The organism is Streptomyces sp. NBC_00457, assembly GCF_036014015.1.
Taxonomy (GTDB): domain Bacteria; phylum Actinomycetota; class Actinomycetes; order Streptomycetales; family Streptomycetaceae; genus Streptomyces.
The window spans coordinates 2,948,204-2,965,639 of the sequence record NZ_CP107905.1; the positions used below are offsets into that span (position 1 = coordinate 2,948,204).

A 17,436-nucleotide genomic window follows, 5' to 3' on the forward strand; every position below is an offset into this window, starting at 1 on the left:
CGTGGATCAGATGCGGGCGGACGCCTCGGCGAGGGTCTGCGCGAGGATGTCGGCGATCGCGTCGAGCAGGGCACGGTCGCTGATCAGCGGGGGCGCGATCTGGACCAGCGGCGCGGAGCGGTTGTAGACGCGGGCCAGCAGGCCGGCCTCGCGCATGCGGCGCGGGATCAGGTCGGCGATCAGGTCGGCCCGGGCGCGGTCGCTGAAACCGCCGCCGTCGAGGTCGCCGACGAGTTCGCAGGAGTAGAAGAACCCGGTGCCCCGGACGTCGCCGACGATCGGCAGGTCCATGAGCGTGTTCATGCGCGCCGCGAGATGGTCCTGGAGGCCGCGGACGTTCTCCAGAATCTGGTCCCGCTCCATGATGTCGAGGTTGCGCAGGGCGATGGCCGCGCTCAGCGGGTGCCCGGCGAAGGTGTAGCCGTGGTTGAGGACGGCGCCCGGCCGGTTGATGACCTCAACTACGCGACCGCTGACCAGAGTTGCTCCCATCGGGGCGTATCCGGCCGTGATGCCCTTGGCGACGGTGACGAGATCCGGGCGGGCGCCGTAGCGGTCACCGCCGAACCACTCCCCCAGCCGGCCGAAGGCGGTGATTACCTCGTCGGCGACGAGGAGGAAGCCGTAGCGGTCGGCCAGGGCGCGAAGTCCCTGCCAGTAACCCGTGGGTGGGGTGATGCAGCCGCCCCGGTTCTGCACCGGCTCGGCGATCAGCATCGCGATCGTCTCCGGGCCCTCGGCGAGGATCTCGGCCTCCAGCTCGGCGAGCAGGTGGGCCGTGTACAGGTCGTCGTCCGCGAACTCCGGGGCGAGGCCGAAGCGGTTGGTGTTCGACACGAACCGGGTGTCGATCGCGGGCGGGCCGTACGGCTCCGTCAGCCCGGGGTCGTCGGTGAGGGACAGGGTGCCGATGGTCAGCCCATGGTAGGCGCCGCGGCGGGAGATGGCCTTCACCCGGCCCGGCTCCCCGCGCAGGGCGTGGTAGCGGCGGGCGATCTTCCAGGCGGTCTCGACGGCTTCGGCGCCGCCGCCTGCGAAGAAGGTGTGCTCGATGTCGACGGCGGCGATCCGGGAGAGCCGTTCGGCGAGTTCGATGGCCGTCGGGTGCGCGGAGGAGGTCCACAGCGGGCTGTAGCAGAGTTCGCGCAGTTGCCGTTCGGCGGCTTCGGCGAACTCGGGGCCGTAGGAGTAGCCGAGTTGGCAGCAGTACAGCCCGGAGAGGCCGTCGATGTAGCGCCTGCCGTCGGCGTCGTCGACGTAGGGGCCCTCTCCCCGCTCGACGACGAGGAGGTTCTCGCCGTCGGGGCCGAGCGAGCCGTTGGGGGTCATGTTGAGGAGCAGGTGTCTGGCCGCGGTGGCGGACAGTTCAGCGGCCGGGGTGCGGGTGCCGGTGGTCATTCGGGGTCACTCCCGGTGGACAGGCCCACGGCGGGCTCCGTCGGCAGCAGACCGCCCTGCTTGCCGGAGCCGCCGAGCCGGCGTACGGCGGCGACCAGGGCGAGGGCCTGGACGGCGACCGCGATGAGCACCGCGCTGATGGCCGTCACCGACGGGTCGACGTCGAACTGGAGGACGTTGAAGACCTGGACGGGCAGGGTCACGGTGTCCACCGAGGACAGGAACATGGAGATGAAGAACTCGTCGAAGCTGGTGATGAAGGAGAAGATCGCGGCGGCGATCATGCCGGGCATGGCCAGCGGGAGCGTGATGCGCCGGGCGACGGTCAGACGGCTCGCGCCCATGCTGGCCGCGGCGTCCTCCAGCCGTTCGTCGATGCCCTTCAGGGTGGCCATCAGGATCATCACGGCGATCGGTGCGGCGAGCACGGTGTGGCCGAGGGCGATGGCGATCGGGCTGCCGAGCATCGCGGCCGGTTCGAAGAGCAGGAACAGGCCGAGGGCGACGACGACTTGGGGGATCACCAGCGGGGCGAGGACGAGGCCGTAGACCGCCGTGCGCAGCGGCAGGTCGCTGCGGACCAGCGCGGTCGCCGCCGTGATGCCCAGGACGAGCGAGAACACGGTGGTCAGGGAGGCGACCAGAGCGCTCAGGGAGAGCGCGGCCGGCCACTTGCTGCCGTCGGCGAACAGTGACTTGTACCAGCCGAGCGTCCAGGAGTCCGGCGGGAAGGAGCCGAACGCGTCGCTGCCGAAGGAGGTGACGACGATGAGGACGATCGGCAGGGCGAGGAACAGCAGGATCAGCGTGGAGGCGACGGTCAGGCAGATCCGCCCGGTCAGGGTCGAGCGCAGCGCGATCATGAGATACCTCGATTCTTCGCGGCCTCGGTCACGACCTTGATGAGCCGCAGCAGGAGCAGACCGGCGAAGGTGAGGAGCAGCAGGATGATGCCGAGCGCGGCGGCGCCGTTCCACTGGCTCTGCTTCATGACCTGCTCGCTGATGAGCGAGGCGACCATGGTCTGCTTCGGGCCGCCCATGAGGGCGGGGGTCAGGTAGTAGCCGAGGCAGAGGATGAAGCACAGGATTCCCGCGTTGACCAGGCCGGGGGCGACCATGGGCAGGTAGACCCGGCGGAAGATCGTCAGCCTTCCCGCGCCCATGCTGGCCGCGGCGGCGGGCAGCCTGCGGTCGATGCCCTTCATGACCGCGTACAGCAACAGCACGGTGTACGGCAGCATCACCGAGGTGGTGCCGATGACCACGCCCAGCTCGTTGTAGAGCATCTGGAACGGGGCGCCGGGGACGTCCAGGTCCGTCAGGGCGTTGTTGATGACGCCGTGTTCACCGAGCAGGATGATCCAGCCGTAGGTGCGCACCAGCGCGCTGATGAAGTGCGGCACGATGACGATGACCATCACCAGGCCCGCCCACAGCGGCTTGAGCCGGGAGACGGCGGCGGCCAGCAGGAACCCGATGACCAGGCTCAGCAGCGAGGTCTCGGCGGAGATCCGCAGCGTGGTGAGGAGGACTTCCAGGTTGGAGCCCTGGAGTGCGTCCGTGTACCAGTGCAGCGTCCAGCCGCCCTCCTCGCCCTTGAAGCTGAGGAGCAGGGTGCTGAAGATCGGGAAGACGAACAGCACCAGCAGGTAGATGACGACGGGGGCGGCGTTGAGCAGCCCGAAGCGGGTGCGGCGCTCGGACAGCACGCGGCGCAGCCGGTGGAGGCGTCCCTTGCGGGGGGTGGGGGTCGCGGGTCCCGGGGCCGGGGGCGCGGGGGCGAGGACGGTTCCGGCCATGCTCATCCGCCTCCTTCGGCCGCGAAGACGCTGACGTCGTCGGGGTGGGCGGTCAGGCTGACCTGCTCGCCGAGGACCGGGGCCTTTGAGGCCGGGAGTTCCAGCCGTACGACACCGGTGTCGGCGCCGGTGTCTGCGTCGCCCGCCGGGCGGACCGTGACACGGACGAGGGTGCCGACGTAGGTGACCGTCTCCACGGTCCCGGTACAGAACCCGTCGCCGGGCGTACACAGGGCGAGCCGGCCGGGCTGGACCGCGGCCCGTACCCGCGCTCCCTCCGCTCCCGGCTGCGGGCGGGCCTCGAGCAAGCCTCCCGTGTCGAGCCGTACGAGAGTCTGCTCGGAGGTCTGCTGCTTGACGGTGCCCGGGAGGAAGTTGGCCGCACCGAGGAAGTCGGCGACGAACGGGGTGCCGGGGCGCTCGAAGAGTTCGCGCGGGGTGTCGAACTGGTCGATCCGTCCGTCCCGCATCACCGCGATCCGGTCGGAGAGGACCAGCGCCTCCTCCTGATCATGCGTCACATAGATGACGGTCAGGCCGAGTTCCTGCTGGATGCGCTTGATCTCGGTCTGGAGCTGGTCGCGCAGCTTCTTGTCGAGGGCGCCCAGCGGCTCGTCCATGAGGATCACCGGCGGCCGGTAGACCAGGGCCCGGCACAGCGCGACGCGCTGCTGCTGGCCGCCGGACAGTTCGCGCGGCCGGCGGCGGGCCATGGCGGAGAGTCCGGCCATCTCCAGGGTCTCGCCGACCCGGCGGCGCAGCTCCGCCTTGGGGACGTCGCGCAGTTGCAGTGGGAAGGCGACGTTCTCCCACACCGTCATGTGCGGGAAGAGCAGGTACTGCTGGAAGACGAAGCCGAGACCGCGCTTCTGCGGGGCCAGCCGGGTCACGTCACGGCCGCCGGCGACGATGCTGCCGGAGTCCGGTTCGCAGAACCCGGCGATCATCATCAGGGTGGTGGTCTTGCCGGAGCCGGAGGCCCCCAGGAAGGTGACGAACTCGCCGCCCGCGATCTCCATGGAGACGGTGTCGACGGCGGTCACGCCGCCGTACGTCTTGCGCAGATCGGTGACGGAGAGGGGCTTTCCGGTGCCGGTGCCCGACGGCGTGGAGAGCGCCGGGGACGACGGGGGCTGGGATTTCACGTGCAGCTCAGGCATTGACCCACTCCTGCCAGCGCTTGGACACGGCGGCCTCGTTCTTGATCCACCACTCGACGTCCAGGTCGAACCCGGACTTCAGGTGCTCGGGCGAGCTGGCCAGGTTGCCGGCGGCGGCCGGGGAGAGCTTCTTGTAGGCGGCGGGCACGACCGGCGCCATCGGGTAGAGCTCGGCGTAGGCGGCCTGGATGTCGGGCCGCAGCGCGAAGTCGATCAGCTGGTAGGCGGCGTCGGGGTTGGCCGCGTCCTTGGGGACGCAGAAGCCGTTGCTCTGCCGGCGGGCGCCGTTCCACTGGTACGCCATCGGCGAGCCGCCCTTGATCAGGGCGTCGAGCCGTCCGTGCCAGACGCTGGTGGCGACGACCTCCTTGCGGCCCAGCAGCAGGCCGGGGAGGGCACCGGTGTCCCAGTACTTGCGGACGGACCCCTTGATGTTGTCGAGGGACTTGAAGGCCCGTTCGATGTCGAGGGGGTACAGCTTGTCCAGGGGCACGCCGTCGGCGAGGAGCGCGAACTCCAGCTCGGGCAGGTCGGCGTCACGGGCCTGGAGGGCGCGGCTGCCGGGGAACGCCTTGGTGTCCCAGAAGTCCGCCCAGCTCTCGGGCTTCTTGCCGTCGAAGGAATCGGTGCGGTACGCCATCACGCTGGCCCAGTAGTTCTTGCCGACGCCGTGGGTCATCAGCAGGGAGTCGGCGATGCCCGCGTTCTTGGCGTTCTTCAGCCGGTCGTAGTCGAGCGCCTCGGTGGCGTCCTCGTCCTTGAAGCGCACGATGTCGGCCATGGAGGTGTCGATCAGGTCGAACTGCGGGCGGCCCTGCTGGATCTGGGCGAGCAGTTGGGCGAACGCGATGTTCACCACCTTGATCTGGATGCCGGTCTCCTTGGTGAACGCGTCGTAGACCGCCTTCTGGTTGGCGTCGCCGTAGGTGCCACCGCTGTTGCGGACGACGAGCGTCTTGGAGTTCTTGCCGTCGCCGCCGCCGACGGAGCGGCTGGTGCCGGTGCCGCAGGCGCTGAGGGCGGACGCGGTGGCGAGACCCGCCGTGACTCCGCCGACGCCGCGCAGGAAGAGCCGGCGGTCTATCCGGGCGCCACGCGGCGGAGCCGCATTTCGATTCGTCATCGGGTGCCTCCTGGGGTGGGACTGCTGGGGAAGGGGACGGGGGTGGGCCCTGCCTGCGGGGGTGAGGGCTCTGCGTGCGGGCGGTGAGGGTGCTGGGTGCGGGGCGGTGAGGTGCTGGGTGCGTGTCGGGCCGGTGGGGGCTGGTCGCGCCCACGCGGCGGAGCCGCAAAGCGATACAGCCCCGCGCCCCTTGCGGGGCGCGGTACTGGAGGGAGGGCGCTACGTGCGGGGGTCCGTCTCGTCGGATCCGTGTCCCGCGCCAGGGGTGCGGAGGGTGTCGGGGCGCGTGGCCGTGTCGGGGTCCCACGGGACGGCGAGGGCGGCGAGTTCGGCGCCGGGGGCGACGGTGAGGCCGTGCATGGCGTAGAAGATGCGCCCGCCGGCCGAGGCGAGGACCGTGTGCTCCGTACCGTCGGCCGGGTCGACGATGCGCCCCAGTACGTCGCCCTCCGCCACCTCGCCGATGACGTCGGCGTCGGCATCGAGGGAGAACTCCGGGTACCACAGGCCGGTGGCCTCGGCGGTGACGCCGGCGGACCAGACCCATTCACGGGTCGGCGCCGGGGCGGACCCGTCCTGGTCGAGGACGCCCAGGTGGCGCAGTGCCGTGAGGAGACCGTCGACGCGGCTCAGGGCCGTGGGCTCGTCCCGCTGCCCGAGTGAGCCCACCTCGACGAGGACCGCCGAGATGCCCCGGCGGGCGGCGGCCGCGTGGCTGTTGCCGCCGTCGGCCGTCAGCCCCAGGATGACGTCCTCGATGCCGAAGGAGCGGGCCAGTTCGGCCGTCGCCTTGTCGAGGTCCGGGTCGCCGGTGAGGCGGTAGCCGACGAAGTCCTTCAGGACCTGGTCGATGCCGCCGCAGTGCAGGTCGATGTAGACGTCGGCGCCGTCGACGAGGTGGGTGAAGAGCCAGGAGGCCAGCCGCTCGGTGGGGCCGCCGTCCGGGTCGCCGGGGAAGACGCGGTTGATGTTCACGCCGTCGACCGGGGAGACGTTGAGCCGGCCCTGGTAGACGGCGGGAGGGTTGGCGACGGGGCAGATGATCAGCTGCCCGTGCACGTCGCCGGGTTCCAGCCGGTCCGCGAGTCGTACGACGGCGTCGATGGGCGTGAACTCGCCGCCGTGCACGCCGGCGGTGATGACGACCCGGGGTCCGGGGCGGGCGCCGTTGACCAGGGTCAGCGGGATGTCGGCGGTGAGGGTGCCGAGGTCGGCCCGGAGGGTACCGCGGGTCTTGGTGCCGGGCAGCGCGTGCAGGGAGCCGACGGCGAGCGTGGCGTCGTTCATGGTCATGCCTCCGTACGGCCGACGGTGGAGAGGAAGTCGATGGGCTGGGGCGAGCCGCCGTCCAGCGCCAGGTCTGCGGCGATGTCGCCGAAGGCGGGCGAGAGCTTGAAGCCGTGGCCGGAGAAGCCGGCGAGCAGGATCACGTTCTCGGCGGCGGGCAGGGGGCCGACCAGGGGGCGGCTGCTCTCGGTGTAGCCCTCCATGTAGACGGAGAGCCGGGTCGGGTCCGGGTGCAGGTCCGGCATGTAACGCCCCATCAACTCGGAGAAGATCTCCAGCTCTTCGGGCTGTACGGCCCGGTCCAGCTGGTTGGGGTCACCCGCGGGCCGGTGCAGTGCGCGGGAGAGGCCGAGCTTGACGGAGATGCCGTCCGGGGAGGGCAGGCCGTAACAGTGCGTGGGCGCCGTACGGATGAACGCGGGGCGCTCCTCGCCGAACCAGGCGTCGGGGGTGGTGGGCACGTACCAGGCGCTGACGAGGCGGCGGACGTCCACTTCCCAGGGCAGGTCGGGCAGCAGGTCGTTGACCCAGGGGCCGGGGGTGACGACGGCGGTGTCGAAGCGCTCGCTGCCGGCGTCGGTGCGGATCTCCACGCCGTTCGCGACGGGGACGATCTCGCGGACCGTGGTGTAGCGGTGGATCACGGCACCCAGCTGCTCGGCGCGGCGGGCGGCGGTCTGGATGGTCAGCTCGGGGCGGATGAAACCGGCGCGACGGTCCAGCACGGCCGCGTCGCCGTCCTCGATGCGGAACTGGGGGAAACGTTTGGCCAGCAGCTCGGCATCGAGCACCTCGTGGTCGAGGCCGTGCTCCGCGATGGACTGCAGGACGGTGGCCATCTGATGGTGCTCGGTCGGCCCCATCAGCAGGCACCCGGTCAGCCGGCGCAGCTCACGGCCGGTCTCCTGCTGCAGCCGCTCCCACAGGGCGTCGGCGTGCTTGAGGAGCGGGACGTAGCGGGAGTCCTCGAAGTGGGCGCTGCGGAAGATCCGGGTCTCACCGCCGGCGGCACCACGGTCGTGGCCGGGGGCGAACCTGTCGTATCCGACGACCTCGGCGCCGCGGGCCGCCAGCCGCCAGGCGGCCTGGCTGCCCATCGTTCCGACGCCGACGACGGCGACGCGCTTCCTGGCAGCTGACACAGGCTTTCCTTTCGTAACGCCGGGGCGCATGCTGAGCGCCCGACGTGAGCTGATCGATTCGAGGCGGTTCGGACGGGGCCGGGCCCTTCCTTCGGGCCTACGGCTTTCGGGGCCTACGACCTTCGGGCCTACGACCTTCGGGCCTACGACCTTCGGGCCTACGGCTCACAGCCGCCGTGTCTCGGGGTGCCGGCCCACTTCGCGGGATCTTCCTGCTGGGCCGTGCCACATTGTGGAACGCTGTGCTAGAATCTGGCACGAGAATGACAGCGGCCCAGAGGGGAGTCAAGAGGGTGCCCAGCAGAGATTTCGAGGATTAACAGGGGGAAACCGGATGGAAATGAAGAGCGTTACGAGATCACTGCGCATCCTGGAAGCGGTCGCCCAGCATCAGCCGGTCACCGTCGGGGAGTTGACGAAGCTCTTCGGTCTCCCGAAGTCGACGGTGCAGCGCACGCTGGTCACGCTGGCCGAGGCGGGGTGGCTGCGCGCGAACCGCAAGGACACCACCCGCTGGGAGATCGGCGCCCGCGTACTGGCCGTACGACCCGCCGCCCTTCAGGGCTCCAGCCTGTTCGCCGCCGCCCGTGAACCGATGATTCGCCTGCGCGACGCGGTGAACGAGACCATCCACCTGTCGGTGCCGGACGCACTCCAATGCGTGGTCGTGGTGGACCGCGTCGACTGCGACCACCCCGTGCGGACCTTCCACACCATCGGCGACACGTCTCCGCTGCACGCCACCGCCGTCGGGCGCAGCATCCTCGCCCACCTCCCGAAACAGGACGTCGAGGAACTCCTCAGGCAGGGACTGGAGCGCTTCAGCGACACGACCCCCACCGACCCCGACGAGCTGCGCGCCGACTTGGACCGGATCCGCACCGACGGCTACGCGATCAACCGGAACCAGTACCGGCCGGGCGTCTGCGCCCTCGCCGCTCCCGTGCTCGACGAGAGCGGGACACCGCTGGCCGCCGTGGCCATCTCGATGCCCGATTCCCGGTACGACGAGGACCGTGCGCCCGAGTGGGGCGGCCTCGTCACCGACACGGTCGCGGAGATCTCCGGGCGCCTGCTGGGCGCCTGAACGGAAGGCGGCGGCACGCTACCGACAACTCCAACTCATGCCATATTGTGGAACGCCATGCTAGAATCCGGCACAATCGTGCCTCGGCCCCGGGAGGGAGTCACGAGGGGAGCACCAAGAAGCCGCGCAACTGACGGGGGCACCGGATGGAAATGAAGAGCGTCACGAGGTCGCTGCGCATCCTGGAGGCCGTCGCCCAGCACCAGCCCGTGACCGTGGGCGAGCTGACGAAGCTCTTCGGCCTGCCGAAGTCCACCGTGCAGCGCACCCTGGTCACGCTCAACGAGGCGGGCTGGCTCCGGGCCAACCGCAAGGACACCACCCGGTGGGAGGTCGGCGCCCGCGTACTGGCCGTACGACCAGCCGCCCTCCAGGGCTCCAGCCTTTTCGCCGCTGCCCGCGAACCCATGCTCCGGCTCCGGGACACGCTGAACGAGACCATCCACCTCTCCGTGCCCGACGCGCTGCACAGCATGGTCGTCGTGGACCGCGTCGACTGCGACCACCCCGTACGGACCTTCCACACCATCGGCGACACCTCGCCGCTGCACGCCACGGCAACCGGGCACGCGGTCCTCGCCCATCTGACGAAGTCCGAGGTCGACGAGTTCGCGACGGGCGCGTTCGAGGGATACGGCGAGGAGACCATCACCGATCCCGTGGAGCTGCGTGCGGAGCTGCGCCGCGTCAGGGACCGCGGGTACGCCGTCAACCACAACCAGTACCTCCAGGGCGTCTGTGCCATCGCGGCACCCGTCCTGGACGGTGACGGGGTGCCGCTGGCCGCCGTGGCGGTCTCCATGCCCGACTCCCGTTTCGAGGCAGGCCGCCTCGCCGAGCTGGGGCGACTGGTGACGGAGACCGCGGCGGAGATCACCGCTCGCCACCTGCACTGAGGGCGACGGCCACCGCCGTCACCGCACGGGCACCGCCAGGTACTGGTACTCCAGGAACTCGTCGATCCCGACCCGGCCGCCCTCACGGCCGAGCCCGGACTGCTTGACGCCGCCGAAGGGCGCGGCCGGGTTGGAGACGAGGCCGGTGTTGAGTCCGACCATGCCGACCTCCAGGCGTTCGCTGACGCTCAGGGCGCGGTCCAGGCCCTCGGTGAAGACGTAGCCGACGAGACCCCAGGGGGTGTCGTTCGCGCGGCGGATCACCTCGTCCTCCTCGTCGAAGGTGAGGATCGCCGCGACCGGCCCGAAGATCTCCGTGTCCATCAGGCGGCTGTCGGAGGCGACGTCCGTGAGCACGGTCGGCGGGTAGAAGCAGCCCGGCCCTTCGGGCGTACGGCCGCCGACGAGCACCCGGGCGCCGCGCTCCACCGCGTCGGCCACCAGTTCCTCGACCTTGGCCCGCCCGACCCGGTCGATCAGCGGACCGACGTCGACACCGTCCCGGGTGCCGGGACCCACGACCAACGCGCCCATCCGCTCGGCCAGCCGCCGCCCGAACTCCTCCGCCACGGAACTGTGGACGAAGAAGCGGTTGGCCGCCGTGCACGCCTCCCCCATGTTGCGCATCTTGGCGACCATCGCGCCGTCGACCGCCTTGTCCAGGTCGGCGTCCTCGAAGACGATGAACGGCGCGTTCCCGCCCAGCTCCATCGAGGTCCGTACGACCGCCTCCGCGCTCTGCGCGAGCAGCAGCCGCCCGACCTGCGTCGAGCCGGTGAAGGACAGCTTGCGCATCCGCCCGCCGCGCAGGAGCGGTTCGCACACCTCCCCGGCACGGGAGGTGGTGACGACGTTGAGCACGCCGTCCGGCAGCCCGGCCTCCTTGAGGATCGCGGCGAGAGCGAGGCTGGACAGAGGGGTCTGCGGGGCCGGCTTGAGGATCATCGTGCAGCCGGCGGCGATCGCCGGGCCGATCTTGCGGGTGCCCATAGCCAGCGGGAAGTTCCACGGGGTGATCAGCAGACAGGGGCCGACCGGGCGCCGGGAGAGCAACATGCGGTTGCGGCCGTCGGGCAGGACGCCGTGGCCGCCGTCGACACGGACGGCCTCCTCGGAGAACCAGCGGAAGAACTCGGCCGCATACGCCACCTCTCCCCTGGCCTCGGCCAGCGGCTTGCCCATCTCGGACGTCATCAAGTGGGCGAGTTCGTCGGTGCGGTCGAGGATGATCTCGTACGCCCGGCGCAGGATCTCGCTACGGGCCCGAGGCGCCGTACGGGCCCACTCCTCCTGCGCCTGGACGGCCGCGTCCTCCGCGAGCCTGGCGTCCTTGGCGCCCGCGTCGGCGACATGGCAGAGGATCTCACCGGTCGCCGGGTCGTCGACGGGCATGGTGGCGCCGTCCGCGGCATCCACCCAGGCCCCGCCGATGAACAACTGCGTGGGTGTGTCGGTCATGGGGTTCCTCCTGGTCGAGCGGCTTGATCGGCGGCGGGGTCGAGCAGTTCCGCGAGGTGCAGGGCGCGGATGCCCCGGTCACCGGCGAGGTGATCGATCTGGGTGGCGCAGCTGAAGCCGTCGGCCACGACGACGGCCGGTGCGTCCGGGGCGATGGCGTCGAGGCGGGGCTTCAGGGCCAGGTCGGCGACGGCCATCGACGTGTCGTAGTGCTGCTCCTCGAAGCCGAAGTTCCCGGCGAGTCCGCAACAGCCCTCGGCCTCGTCGACCTTCCGTACGCCGAGGCGGCCGAGCAGGTCGCGGGGGTGGCGGCCCTGGAAGGTGGCGTACTCGTGGCAGTGGGTCTGCAGGACGACGTTGTCCGGCAGTTCCGGTGGGGTCCAGTCCGGCGCGGCGAGGTCGGTCAGGGCGCCGGTGAGGGTGTGGACGCGGGCCGCTACGCGTTTGGCGGCTTCGGTGCCGAGCAGTTCGGGCACGTCGCGTTTGAGGGCGGCGGCGCAGCTGGGTTCGGCGACGACGATGGGCCGGTCGTCGCCGTTGTCGAGGTGGGCGACCGTGCGGGCCATGATGCGGCGGGCGGTGGACAGTTGCCCGGTGCTGACCCAGGTCAGGCCGCAGCAGAGGCCGTCATGAGCGGTGCAGGGGATGCCGGCGTCGGCGAGGACGCGGCTCGCGGCGCCCGCGACCTCGGGGCGGAAGGCGCGGGTGAAGCTGTCGACGAAGAGCAGGGCCTTGGCCGGTGCTTCCGTCTTCGCCGCCCGCAGGACCTCGCGGCGTGCACGCCGGGAGGCGAAGGCCGGGATCCGGCGCTTCGTGGTCACGCCGCCGAGCCGGGCGAGCAGCTTGCCGGCCGGTCCGCGCAACAGCGCGTTGAGGGGGCGGGCGGCGTAGCCGGCGAGGGCGGAGGTGAGAGGCAGCCAGCCCAGCGAGTAGTGGGAACGGGGCCGGAGCCTGCCCTTGTAGTGCTGGTGCAGGAACTCCGCCTTGTACGTGGCCATGTCGACGCCTACCGGGCAGTCGCTGGAGCACGCCTTGCAGGACAGGCACAGGTCGAGGGCGTCGCGTACCTCCGTCGAGCGCCAGCCGTCCTGGACGGTCCCGCCGCGCACCATCTCCTGAAGCAGGCGGGCCCGGCCCCGGGTGGAGTCGTTCTCCTCGCCCGTGGCCCGGTAGCTGGGGCACATCACGCCGCCCGCGTCGCTGCGGCAGCGGCCGACGCCGACGCAGCGGCGTACGGCGCCCGTGAAGCCCTCTTCGTCGTGCGGGAAGGTGAACGTCGTTTCGACGAGCGGGAGTTGGCGCAGTGCCAGGTCGGCGTCGAGCGGGGCCGGGGCCACGATGACTCCGGGGTTGAGCAGCCCCTCGGGGTCGAAGATTTCCTTGAAGGCGGCGAACGTCCGGATCATGCGCCCGCTGTACATGATCTCCAGCAGCTCACCACGCGCCCGCCCGTCCCCGTGTTCGCCGGACAGCGTGCCGCCGTGCTCGACGACCAGGGCGGCGGCTTCGGTGAGGAAGCGGCGGGTGGCGGCCCGGCCGGTGTCCGTGGCCAGGTCGAAGTCGATCCGTACATGGACACAGCCCGCGCCGAAGTGGCCGTACAGCACACCGGTCAGATCGTGGGAGGCCAGCAATTTCCTGAAGTCCCGCAGATAGGCGGCCAGGTTCTCGGGCGCGACCGCCGCGTCCTCCCAGCCGGGCCAGGACTCCCCGCCGTCGACGAGACGGGCGGCGAGCCCGGCCCCGTCCTCGCGGACCCGCCACAGCGAGCGCCGCTCGGCCGGGGTCTCCACGACCCGACCCCCGGTCATCCGGCCCTGCGCCTTGAGCACGTCCAGCAGTTCGGCGGCGCGGGCGTCGACCGCCGCCTGGTCGTCGCCGTCGAGTTCGACATACAGCCAGGCCCGTCCCTCGGGGAGCCCGGTCACGGAGTCCGGTCCGCGCCGGGCGCGCATGGTGGCGACGATCGCCTCGTCCATGCCCTCCACGGCGGTGGGGTGCCGGCGCAGGATCTCCGGTACGTCCTCGGCGGCGTCGACGACATCGTCGTAGCCGAGGGTGAGCAGTGCCGATGCCGGTGCGGTCGCCACCAGGCGGACCGTCGCGGCGGTGACGACCGCGCAGGAGCCCTCGGTGCCGACCAGGGCGCGGGCCAGGTCGAAGCCGTGCTCGGGCAGCAGGCGGTGCAGCTGGTAGCCGGAGACCTGGCGCGGGATGCGGCCCAGTTCGGTGCGGATGGGTGCCAGGTTGGCGTCGATCAGGTGGCGTACGTCCGCTTCGAGGCGGGCGATCCGTTCTGTGTCCGCGGGGTCCATCGGTCGCAGCCCCGTGCGGTCGGCGACGGCTCGCACGCCGTCGGCCGTCACGATCTCCAGTGCCTCGATGTGGGTACTGGTGCGCCCGTGCCGCACCGAGCGGTTGCCGCACGCGTCGTTGCCGATCATGCCGCCGAGGGTGCAGCGGCTGTGGGAGGAGGGGTCGGGGCCGAAGGTGAGCCCGTGCGGGGCGGTCGCGTCGCGCAGCGCGTCCAGGATCACTCCGGCCTCGACGCGTGCGGTGCGCGCCACCGGGTCGATGTCGAGGATCCGGTTCATGTACCGGGAGAAGTCCAGGACTACGCCGGGTCCGACCGCGTTGCCCGCCATGCTCGTACCGCCGCCGCGCGCGGTGACCGGAACGCCCGTCTCCCGGGAGGCCCGCAGCACCGCGACCACGTCGCCGGCGCTGCGGGGGAAGGCCACGGCCCGTGGCGGAACCCGGTAGTTGGAGGCGTCGTAGGCGTAGAGGCCGGTGGCGCCCGGGCCGGTCTCCACCCGCAGGCCGGGGGCGGTCTCGGTGAGCCGGGCGGTCAGCCGCGGGAGGGTGTCGCTCATCGTGCCGCTGGTCCCGAGGTGCCGACTTCCACCGCGGTCGCCCAGGCCTGGAGGCCCTCGTCCACCGCCGCCTCGTCGATGACGAGCGCCGGGATCATGCGGACGACCTGGTTCCAGGCCCCGCACAGCAGCAGGAGCAGGCCCTCGTCGACGGCGGCGCGCTGCACGCGGGCGGCGGTGTCGGGGTCGGGGCCGCCGTCCTCGGTGACGAACTCGGTGGCCAGCATCAGTCCGAGGCCCCGTACGTCGCCGATGCCCGGGGTCCGGTCGGCGACCGCCTCCAGACCGGCGCGCAGCCGTGCGCCCATCGCGTCGGCGTTCGCGACGAGCTTCTCGTCGCGTACGACGTCGAGGGTGGCGCAGGCTGCCGCGCAGGCGACGGCGTTGGCGCCGTACGTGCCGCCCTGCGAGCCCGGCCACGCCTTGGTCATCAGCTCCTCGGAGGCGGCGATGCCGGAGATCGGGAAGCCGCTCGCCAGGCCCTTGGCGGTGACGAGGATGTCCGGGGTGATACCGAAGTGGTCGTGGCCCCAGAACCGGCCGGTGCGGCCGACGCCGGTCTGCACCTCGTCGAGGATGAGGAGGAAGCCGTGGCGGTCGGCGCGCTCCCGCAGGCCCTCCATGAAGGCGCGGTTCGCGGGGACGTAGCCGCCCTCGCCGAGCACCGGCTCGACGATGATCGCGGCTGTGTCGGCGGGCGAGGAGATCGTCTGGAGGGTGTAGTCGAGCTCCTTCAGGGCGAAGCTGGTCGCGGTGTCCTCGTCCCAGCCGTAGCGGTAGGCCGTCGGGAAGGGGGTGACGACCACGCCGCTCATCAGCGGGGAGAAGCCGGAACGGAAGCGGGTGCCGGACGTGGTCATGGCGGCGGCGGCGACCGTACGGCCGTGGAAGCCGCCGTGGCAGACGACGACGTTGGGACGGCCGGTGGCCTGGCGGGCCAGCCGCAGCGCCGCCTCGACCGCCTCGCTGCCGGAGTTGGTGAAGAACAGGCTGTCCAGACCGGCCGGCAGTACCTCGCCGAGCTTCTCGACCAGTCGGCGCAGGGGCTGGTGCATGACCGTCGTGTACTGGCCGTGGATGAGCGTGCCGACCTGTTCCTGGGCCGCCGCCACGACCTTGGGGTGGCAGTGGCCGGTGCTGGTGACGCCGATACCGGCGGTGAAGTCCAGGTAGCGGCGGCCGTCCTCGCCGTAGAGGTGGACGCCCTCGCCCCGGACCGCCGTCACGGGTGTGGCCTGGCGAAGGTGCGGCGACAGTGCGGTCATGTTCGTCTCCCGGCGGGGTCGGCGGTCTGCTCCGGTCTTACTGAGCATCTCCGCGGACCAGGGCAGGGCCAACGCGCGATCTGTCCGGCCGGGACGCGGTATCCGGACGTTGTGTCAGGCATACGGGGCCCTGTACCCCGCCCGGTCCGCCTCGCCGCCGCCGTCTGCGGCCTCTTGCGCAGGTCAGCGGTGCTTGTCAGAGTGACAGGGCACGTCCCGAGCTCTCGGGGGTCGCGAGCAGGGACCCCATGGAGGCACCGTGAGCGAGAACCACCACACGGCTCCAGGGCCTGACGCCTCGGATCCGGGACCGGCCATGGATGCCATCGGCCGCCCGCTCACCGTGGCCGACGTGCTCGCCCTTCCCGTTCTGGCCGCCGGACAACCCCAGGTCGTCACCGGCACAGCACGGCTCGACCGGCCCGTGCGCTGGGTCCACATCACCGAGCTGACCGACCCCGCCTCCTTCCTCAAGGGCGGCGAACTCGTCCTGACGACCGGCATGCCGCTGCCCGAGGAACCGGCCGGTGTACGCCGCTACGTCGACGAACTCGCCGACATCGGCGCGGCGGCGCTGGTCATCGAACTGGTCCGCCGCTACCACCGCCCGCCCGACGCCCTGGTCCACGCCTGCCGGGCCCGCGGTCTGCCCCTCGTCACCCTGGCCAAGGACGTCAACTTCCTGGAGGTCACCCAGGTCGTCCACGCGTTCATCCTCGGCAACCAGGCCGAGGTGATGCGGCGGACCCAGCGCGTCCACGAGGCGTTCACCGCCCTCACCCTGCGCGGCGCCGTGCCCGAGGACGTCGTACGCGCCGCCGCCGAGATGAGCGGCCACACCGTCGTGCTGGAGAACCTGGTGCACCAGGCACTCGTCTGCGAGCCCTCCGGCGACACGGTCGAGGCGGCGCTCACCGACTGGGAACAGCGCTCCCGGGCGACACCGCCCGCCGACCACACCACCGTCTCCGGCCCCGAGGGCTGGCTCGTGGCACCGGTGGAGTACCAGGGCGAACGGTGGGGCAGGGTCGCCATGCTCCCGAGCCCACTCGGCCGTGCCTCTCCGTCCACCCTCGGCCGGTTCCGCCCCGAGGACGTCACGGTCCTGGAGAGAACCGCGATGGCCCTCACCATCGCCCGCCTCACCCACCCCACCCCCTGGGAACGCACCGCACACCGCGGCGTCCTGCGCGACCTCGTCGAACAGCGCCACCGCTCGCCCGCCGACGCCGAGGCGCAGGTCGCCGCGCTGGGCCTGCCCACCAGGGACGCCCGTTTCATCGCCGTGCTCGCGGACGTCCGCCCCGAGGAAGACACGGCGAAGGCTGAGGAACTCCTCTCCGAGGAGCTGAGGAAGAAGGGAACGCAGGCCCTCGTCGGCCTCCTCGGACCGACCCGTCTCGGCGTCCTGCTGTCCCTGCGCGCCGACCAGCCGTGGCGCCCCGTCGTCGAACACCTCGGCCGCACCGCACTCGAGCTGGTGCCGGGGACAACGGTGAGCGTGGGCAGCGAGGCGACCGGCCTCCCCGCCGTCGCCCGTTCCTTCCGAGAGGCGACCCGCGTCGCCGAAGCCACCGAGCCCGGCCGGCCGCTCCCGCCGGGACGCTCGTACCACGAACGATCCGACATCGGCCTGCGCCGCCTCCTCTTCGCCCTCCGCGAAGACCCCCGGATCCAGGACTACGCCGAACGCCGGCTCGGCCGGCTCGCCGACCACGACACCCGCCACGGCACCGATCTGCTCACCACCCTGCGCCACTACCTGGACGCGGCAGGCAACAAGACGGTGGCCGCCCGCTCCGGCGGCCTGTCCCGCGAGACCGTCTACCAACGGCTGCGCACCATCGAGCGGATCCTCGACTGCGACCTCGAGTCGGGCGAAGAGCGCACCGAACTGCACGTGGCACTCACAGCGCTCGACGTCTTGCGGGTCGGGCAGGCATGAA

The 17,436-nt window shown here is 71.4% G+C and carries 13 protein-coding genes; 3 read left to right on the top strand and 10 right to left on the bottom strand.

Annotation, left to right across the window (positions count from 1 at the left end; translation table 11 throughout):
• Positions 1 to 6: 6 nt before the first annotated feature.
• From OG828_RS13435 to solA, 7 genes are all read right to left on the bottom strand, one after another.
• Positions 7 to 1,398 (bottom strand): aminotransferase class III-fold pyridoxal phosphate-dependent enzyme, encoded by a 1,392-nt coding sequence (locus OG828_RS13435; RefSeq protein WP_328438055.1) that lies wholly within the window; start codon positions 1,396 to 1,398, stop codon positions 7 to 9.
• Positions 1,395 to 2,261 (bottom strand): ABC transporter permease, encoded by an 867-nt coding sequence (locus OG828_RS13440; RefSeq protein WP_328354905.1) that lies wholly within the window; start codon positions 2,259 to 2,261, stop codon positions 1,395 to 1,397. The genes OG828_RS13435 and OG828_RS13440 overlap by 4 nt, the downstream gene beginning before the upstream one ends.
• Positions 2,258 to 3,199 (bottom strand): ABC transporter permease, encoded by a 942-nt coding sequence (locus tag OG828_RS13445; protein ID WP_328438056.1) that lies wholly within the window; start codon positions 3,197 to 3,199, stop codon positions 2,258 to 2,260. The genes OG828_RS13440 and OG828_RS13445 overlap by 4 nt, the downstream gene beginning before the upstream one ends.
• 2 nt (positions 3,200 to 3,201) lie before the next feature.
• Complete coding sequence (locus OG828_RS13450) at positions 3,202 to 4,359, bottom strand: ABC transporter ATP-binding protein (protein WP_328501254.1); 1,158 nt, start codon at positions 4,357 to 4,359, stop codon at positions 3,202 to 3,204.
• A complete protein-coding gene (locus OG828_RS13455) occupies positions 4,352 to 5,482 on the bottom strand; it encodes an ABC transporter substrate-binding protein (RefSeq protein WP_328438058.1) in 1,131 nt (376 codons plus the stop codon). Before OG828_RS13455 ends, OG828_RS13450 begins: the two co-directional genes overlap by 8 nt.
• Positions 5,483 to 5,701: 219 nt before the next feature.
• Positions 5,702 to 6,769 carry a succinylglutamate desuccinylase/aspartoacylase domain-containing protein gene (locus OG828_RS13460; protein ID WP_328501255.1) on the bottom strand — a complete coding sequence of 356 codons (1,068 nt, stop codon included), beginning with the start codon at positions 6,767 to 6,769 and terminating at the stop codon, positions 5,702 to 5,704.
• A gap of 2 nt (positions 6,770 to 6,771) precedes the next feature.
• Positions 6,772 to 7,911: an N-methyl-L-tryptophan oxidase gene (gene solA, locus OG828_RS13465; protein WP_328501256.1), complete on the bottom strand. Its 1,140-nt coding sequence runs from the start codon at positions 7,909 to 7,911 to the stop codon at positions 6,772 to 6,774.
• Between the two features lie 340 nt (positions 7,912 to 8,251).
• Between solA and OG828_RS13470 the strand changes: the two genes are divergently transcribed.
• Both OG828_RS13470 and OG828_RS13475 read left to right on the top strand, forming a co-directional pair.
• Positions 8,252 to 8,998, top strand: coding sequence for an IclR family transcriptional regulator (locus OG828_RS13470; RefSeq protein ID WP_328354922.1), 747 nt, complete (start codon positions 8,252 to 8,254; stop codon positions 8,996 to 8,998).
• Positions 8,999 to 9,150: 152 nt separating this feature from the next.
• Positions 9,151 to 9,894, top strand: a complete 744-nt coding sequence (locus tag OG828_RS13475) for an IclR family transcriptional regulator (protein ID WP_328354925.1) — start codon at positions 9,151 to 9,153, stop codon at positions 9,892 to 9,894.
• Between the two features lie 18 nt (positions 9,895 to 9,912).
• On the opposite strand, the gene OG828_RS13480 is transcribed toward OG828_RS13475, so the two are convergent.
• The 3 genes from OG828_RS13480 to OG828_RS13490 are packed head-to-tail and all read right to left on the bottom strand — an operon-like array spanning position 9,913 to position 15,490.
• On the bottom strand, positions 9,913 to 11,352 hold the full coding sequence (locus tag OG828_RS13480; protein WP_328501257.1) for an NAD-dependent succinate-semialdehyde dehydrogenase: 1,440 nt from the start codon (positions 11,350 to 11,352) through the stop codon (positions 9,913 to 9,915).
• Positions 11,349 to 14,225: an FAD-binding and (Fe-S)-binding domain-containing protein gene (locus OG828_RS13485; protein ID WP_328501258.1), complete on the bottom strand. Its 2,877-nt coding sequence runs from the start codon at positions 14,223 to 14,225 to the stop codon at positions 11,349 to 11,351. Before OG828_RS13485 ends, OG828_RS13480 begins: the two co-directional genes overlap by 4 nt.
• Positions 14,222 to 15,490, bottom strand: a complete 1,269-nt coding sequence (locus OG828_RS13490; RefSeq protein WP_328501259.1) for an aspartate aminotransferase family protein — start codon at positions 15,488 to 15,490, stop codon at positions 14,222 to 14,224. Before OG828_RS13490 ends, OG828_RS13485 begins: the two co-directional genes overlap by 4 nt.
• A 259-nt stretch (positions 15,491 to 15,749) precedes the next feature.
• Here OG828_RS13490 and OG828_RS13495 point away from each other — a divergent pair, with 259 nt between their 5' ends.
• Positions 15,750 to 17,435 (top strand): PucR family transcriptional regulator, encoded by a 1,686-nt coding sequence (locus tag OG828_RS13495; protein ID WP_443062400.1) that lies wholly within the window; start codon positions 15,750 to 15,752, stop codon positions 17,433 to 17,435.
• The last annotated feature ends 1 nt before the right edge of the window (position 17,436 follow it).

What these genes read in the sequence shown, in the direction of transcription:
- OG828_RS13455 (WP_328438058.1), bottom strand. Translation starts at nt 5,482, where the DNA reads ATGACGAATCGAAATGCGGCTCCGCCGCGTGGCGCCCGGATAGACCGC.
- OG828_RS13450 (WP_328501254.1), bottom strand. Translation starts at nt 4,359, where the DNA reads ATGCCTGAGCTGCACGTGAAATCCCAGCCCCCGTCGTCCCCGGCGCTC.
- OG828_RS13490 (WP_328501259.1), bottom strand. Translation starts at nt 15,490, where the DNA reads ATGACCGCACTGTCGCCGCACCTTCGCCAGGCCACACCCGTGACGGCG.
- OG828_RS13470 (WP_328354922.1), top strand. Translation starts at nt 8,252, where the DNA reads ATGAAGAGCGTTACGAGATCACTGCGCATCCTGGAAGCGGTCGCCCAG.
- OG828_RS13480 (WP_328501257.1), bottom strand. Translation starts at nt 11,352, where the DNA reads ATGACCGACACACCCACGCAGTTGTTCATCGGCGGGGCCTGGGTGGAT.
- OG828_RS13435 (WP_328438055.1), bottom strand. Translation starts at nt 1,398, where the DNA reads ATGACCACCGGCACCCGCACCCCGGCCGCTGAACTGTCCGCCACCGCG.
- OG828_RS13475 (WP_328354925.1), top strand. Translation starts at nt 9,151, where the DNA reads ATGAAGAGCGTCACGAGGTCGCTGCGCATCCTGGAGGCCGTCGCCCAG.
- OG828_RS13440 (WP_328354905.1), bottom strand. Translation starts at nt 2,261, where the DNA reads ATGATCGCGCTGCGCTCGACCCTGACCGGGCGGATCTGCCTGACCGTC.
- OG828_RS13460 (WP_328501255.1), bottom strand. Translation starts at nt 6,769, where the DNA reads ATGAACGACGCCACGCTCGCCGTCGGCTCCCTGCACGCGCTGCCCGGC.
- OG828_RS13445 (WP_328438056.1), bottom strand. Translation starts at nt 3,199, where the DNA reads ATGGCCGGAACCGTCCTCGCCCCCGCGCCCCCGGCCCCGGGACCCGCG.
- OG828_RS13485 (WP_328501258.1), bottom strand. Translation starts at nt 14,225, where the DNA reads ATGAGCGACACCCTCCCGCGGCTGACCGCCCGGCTCACCGAGACCGCC.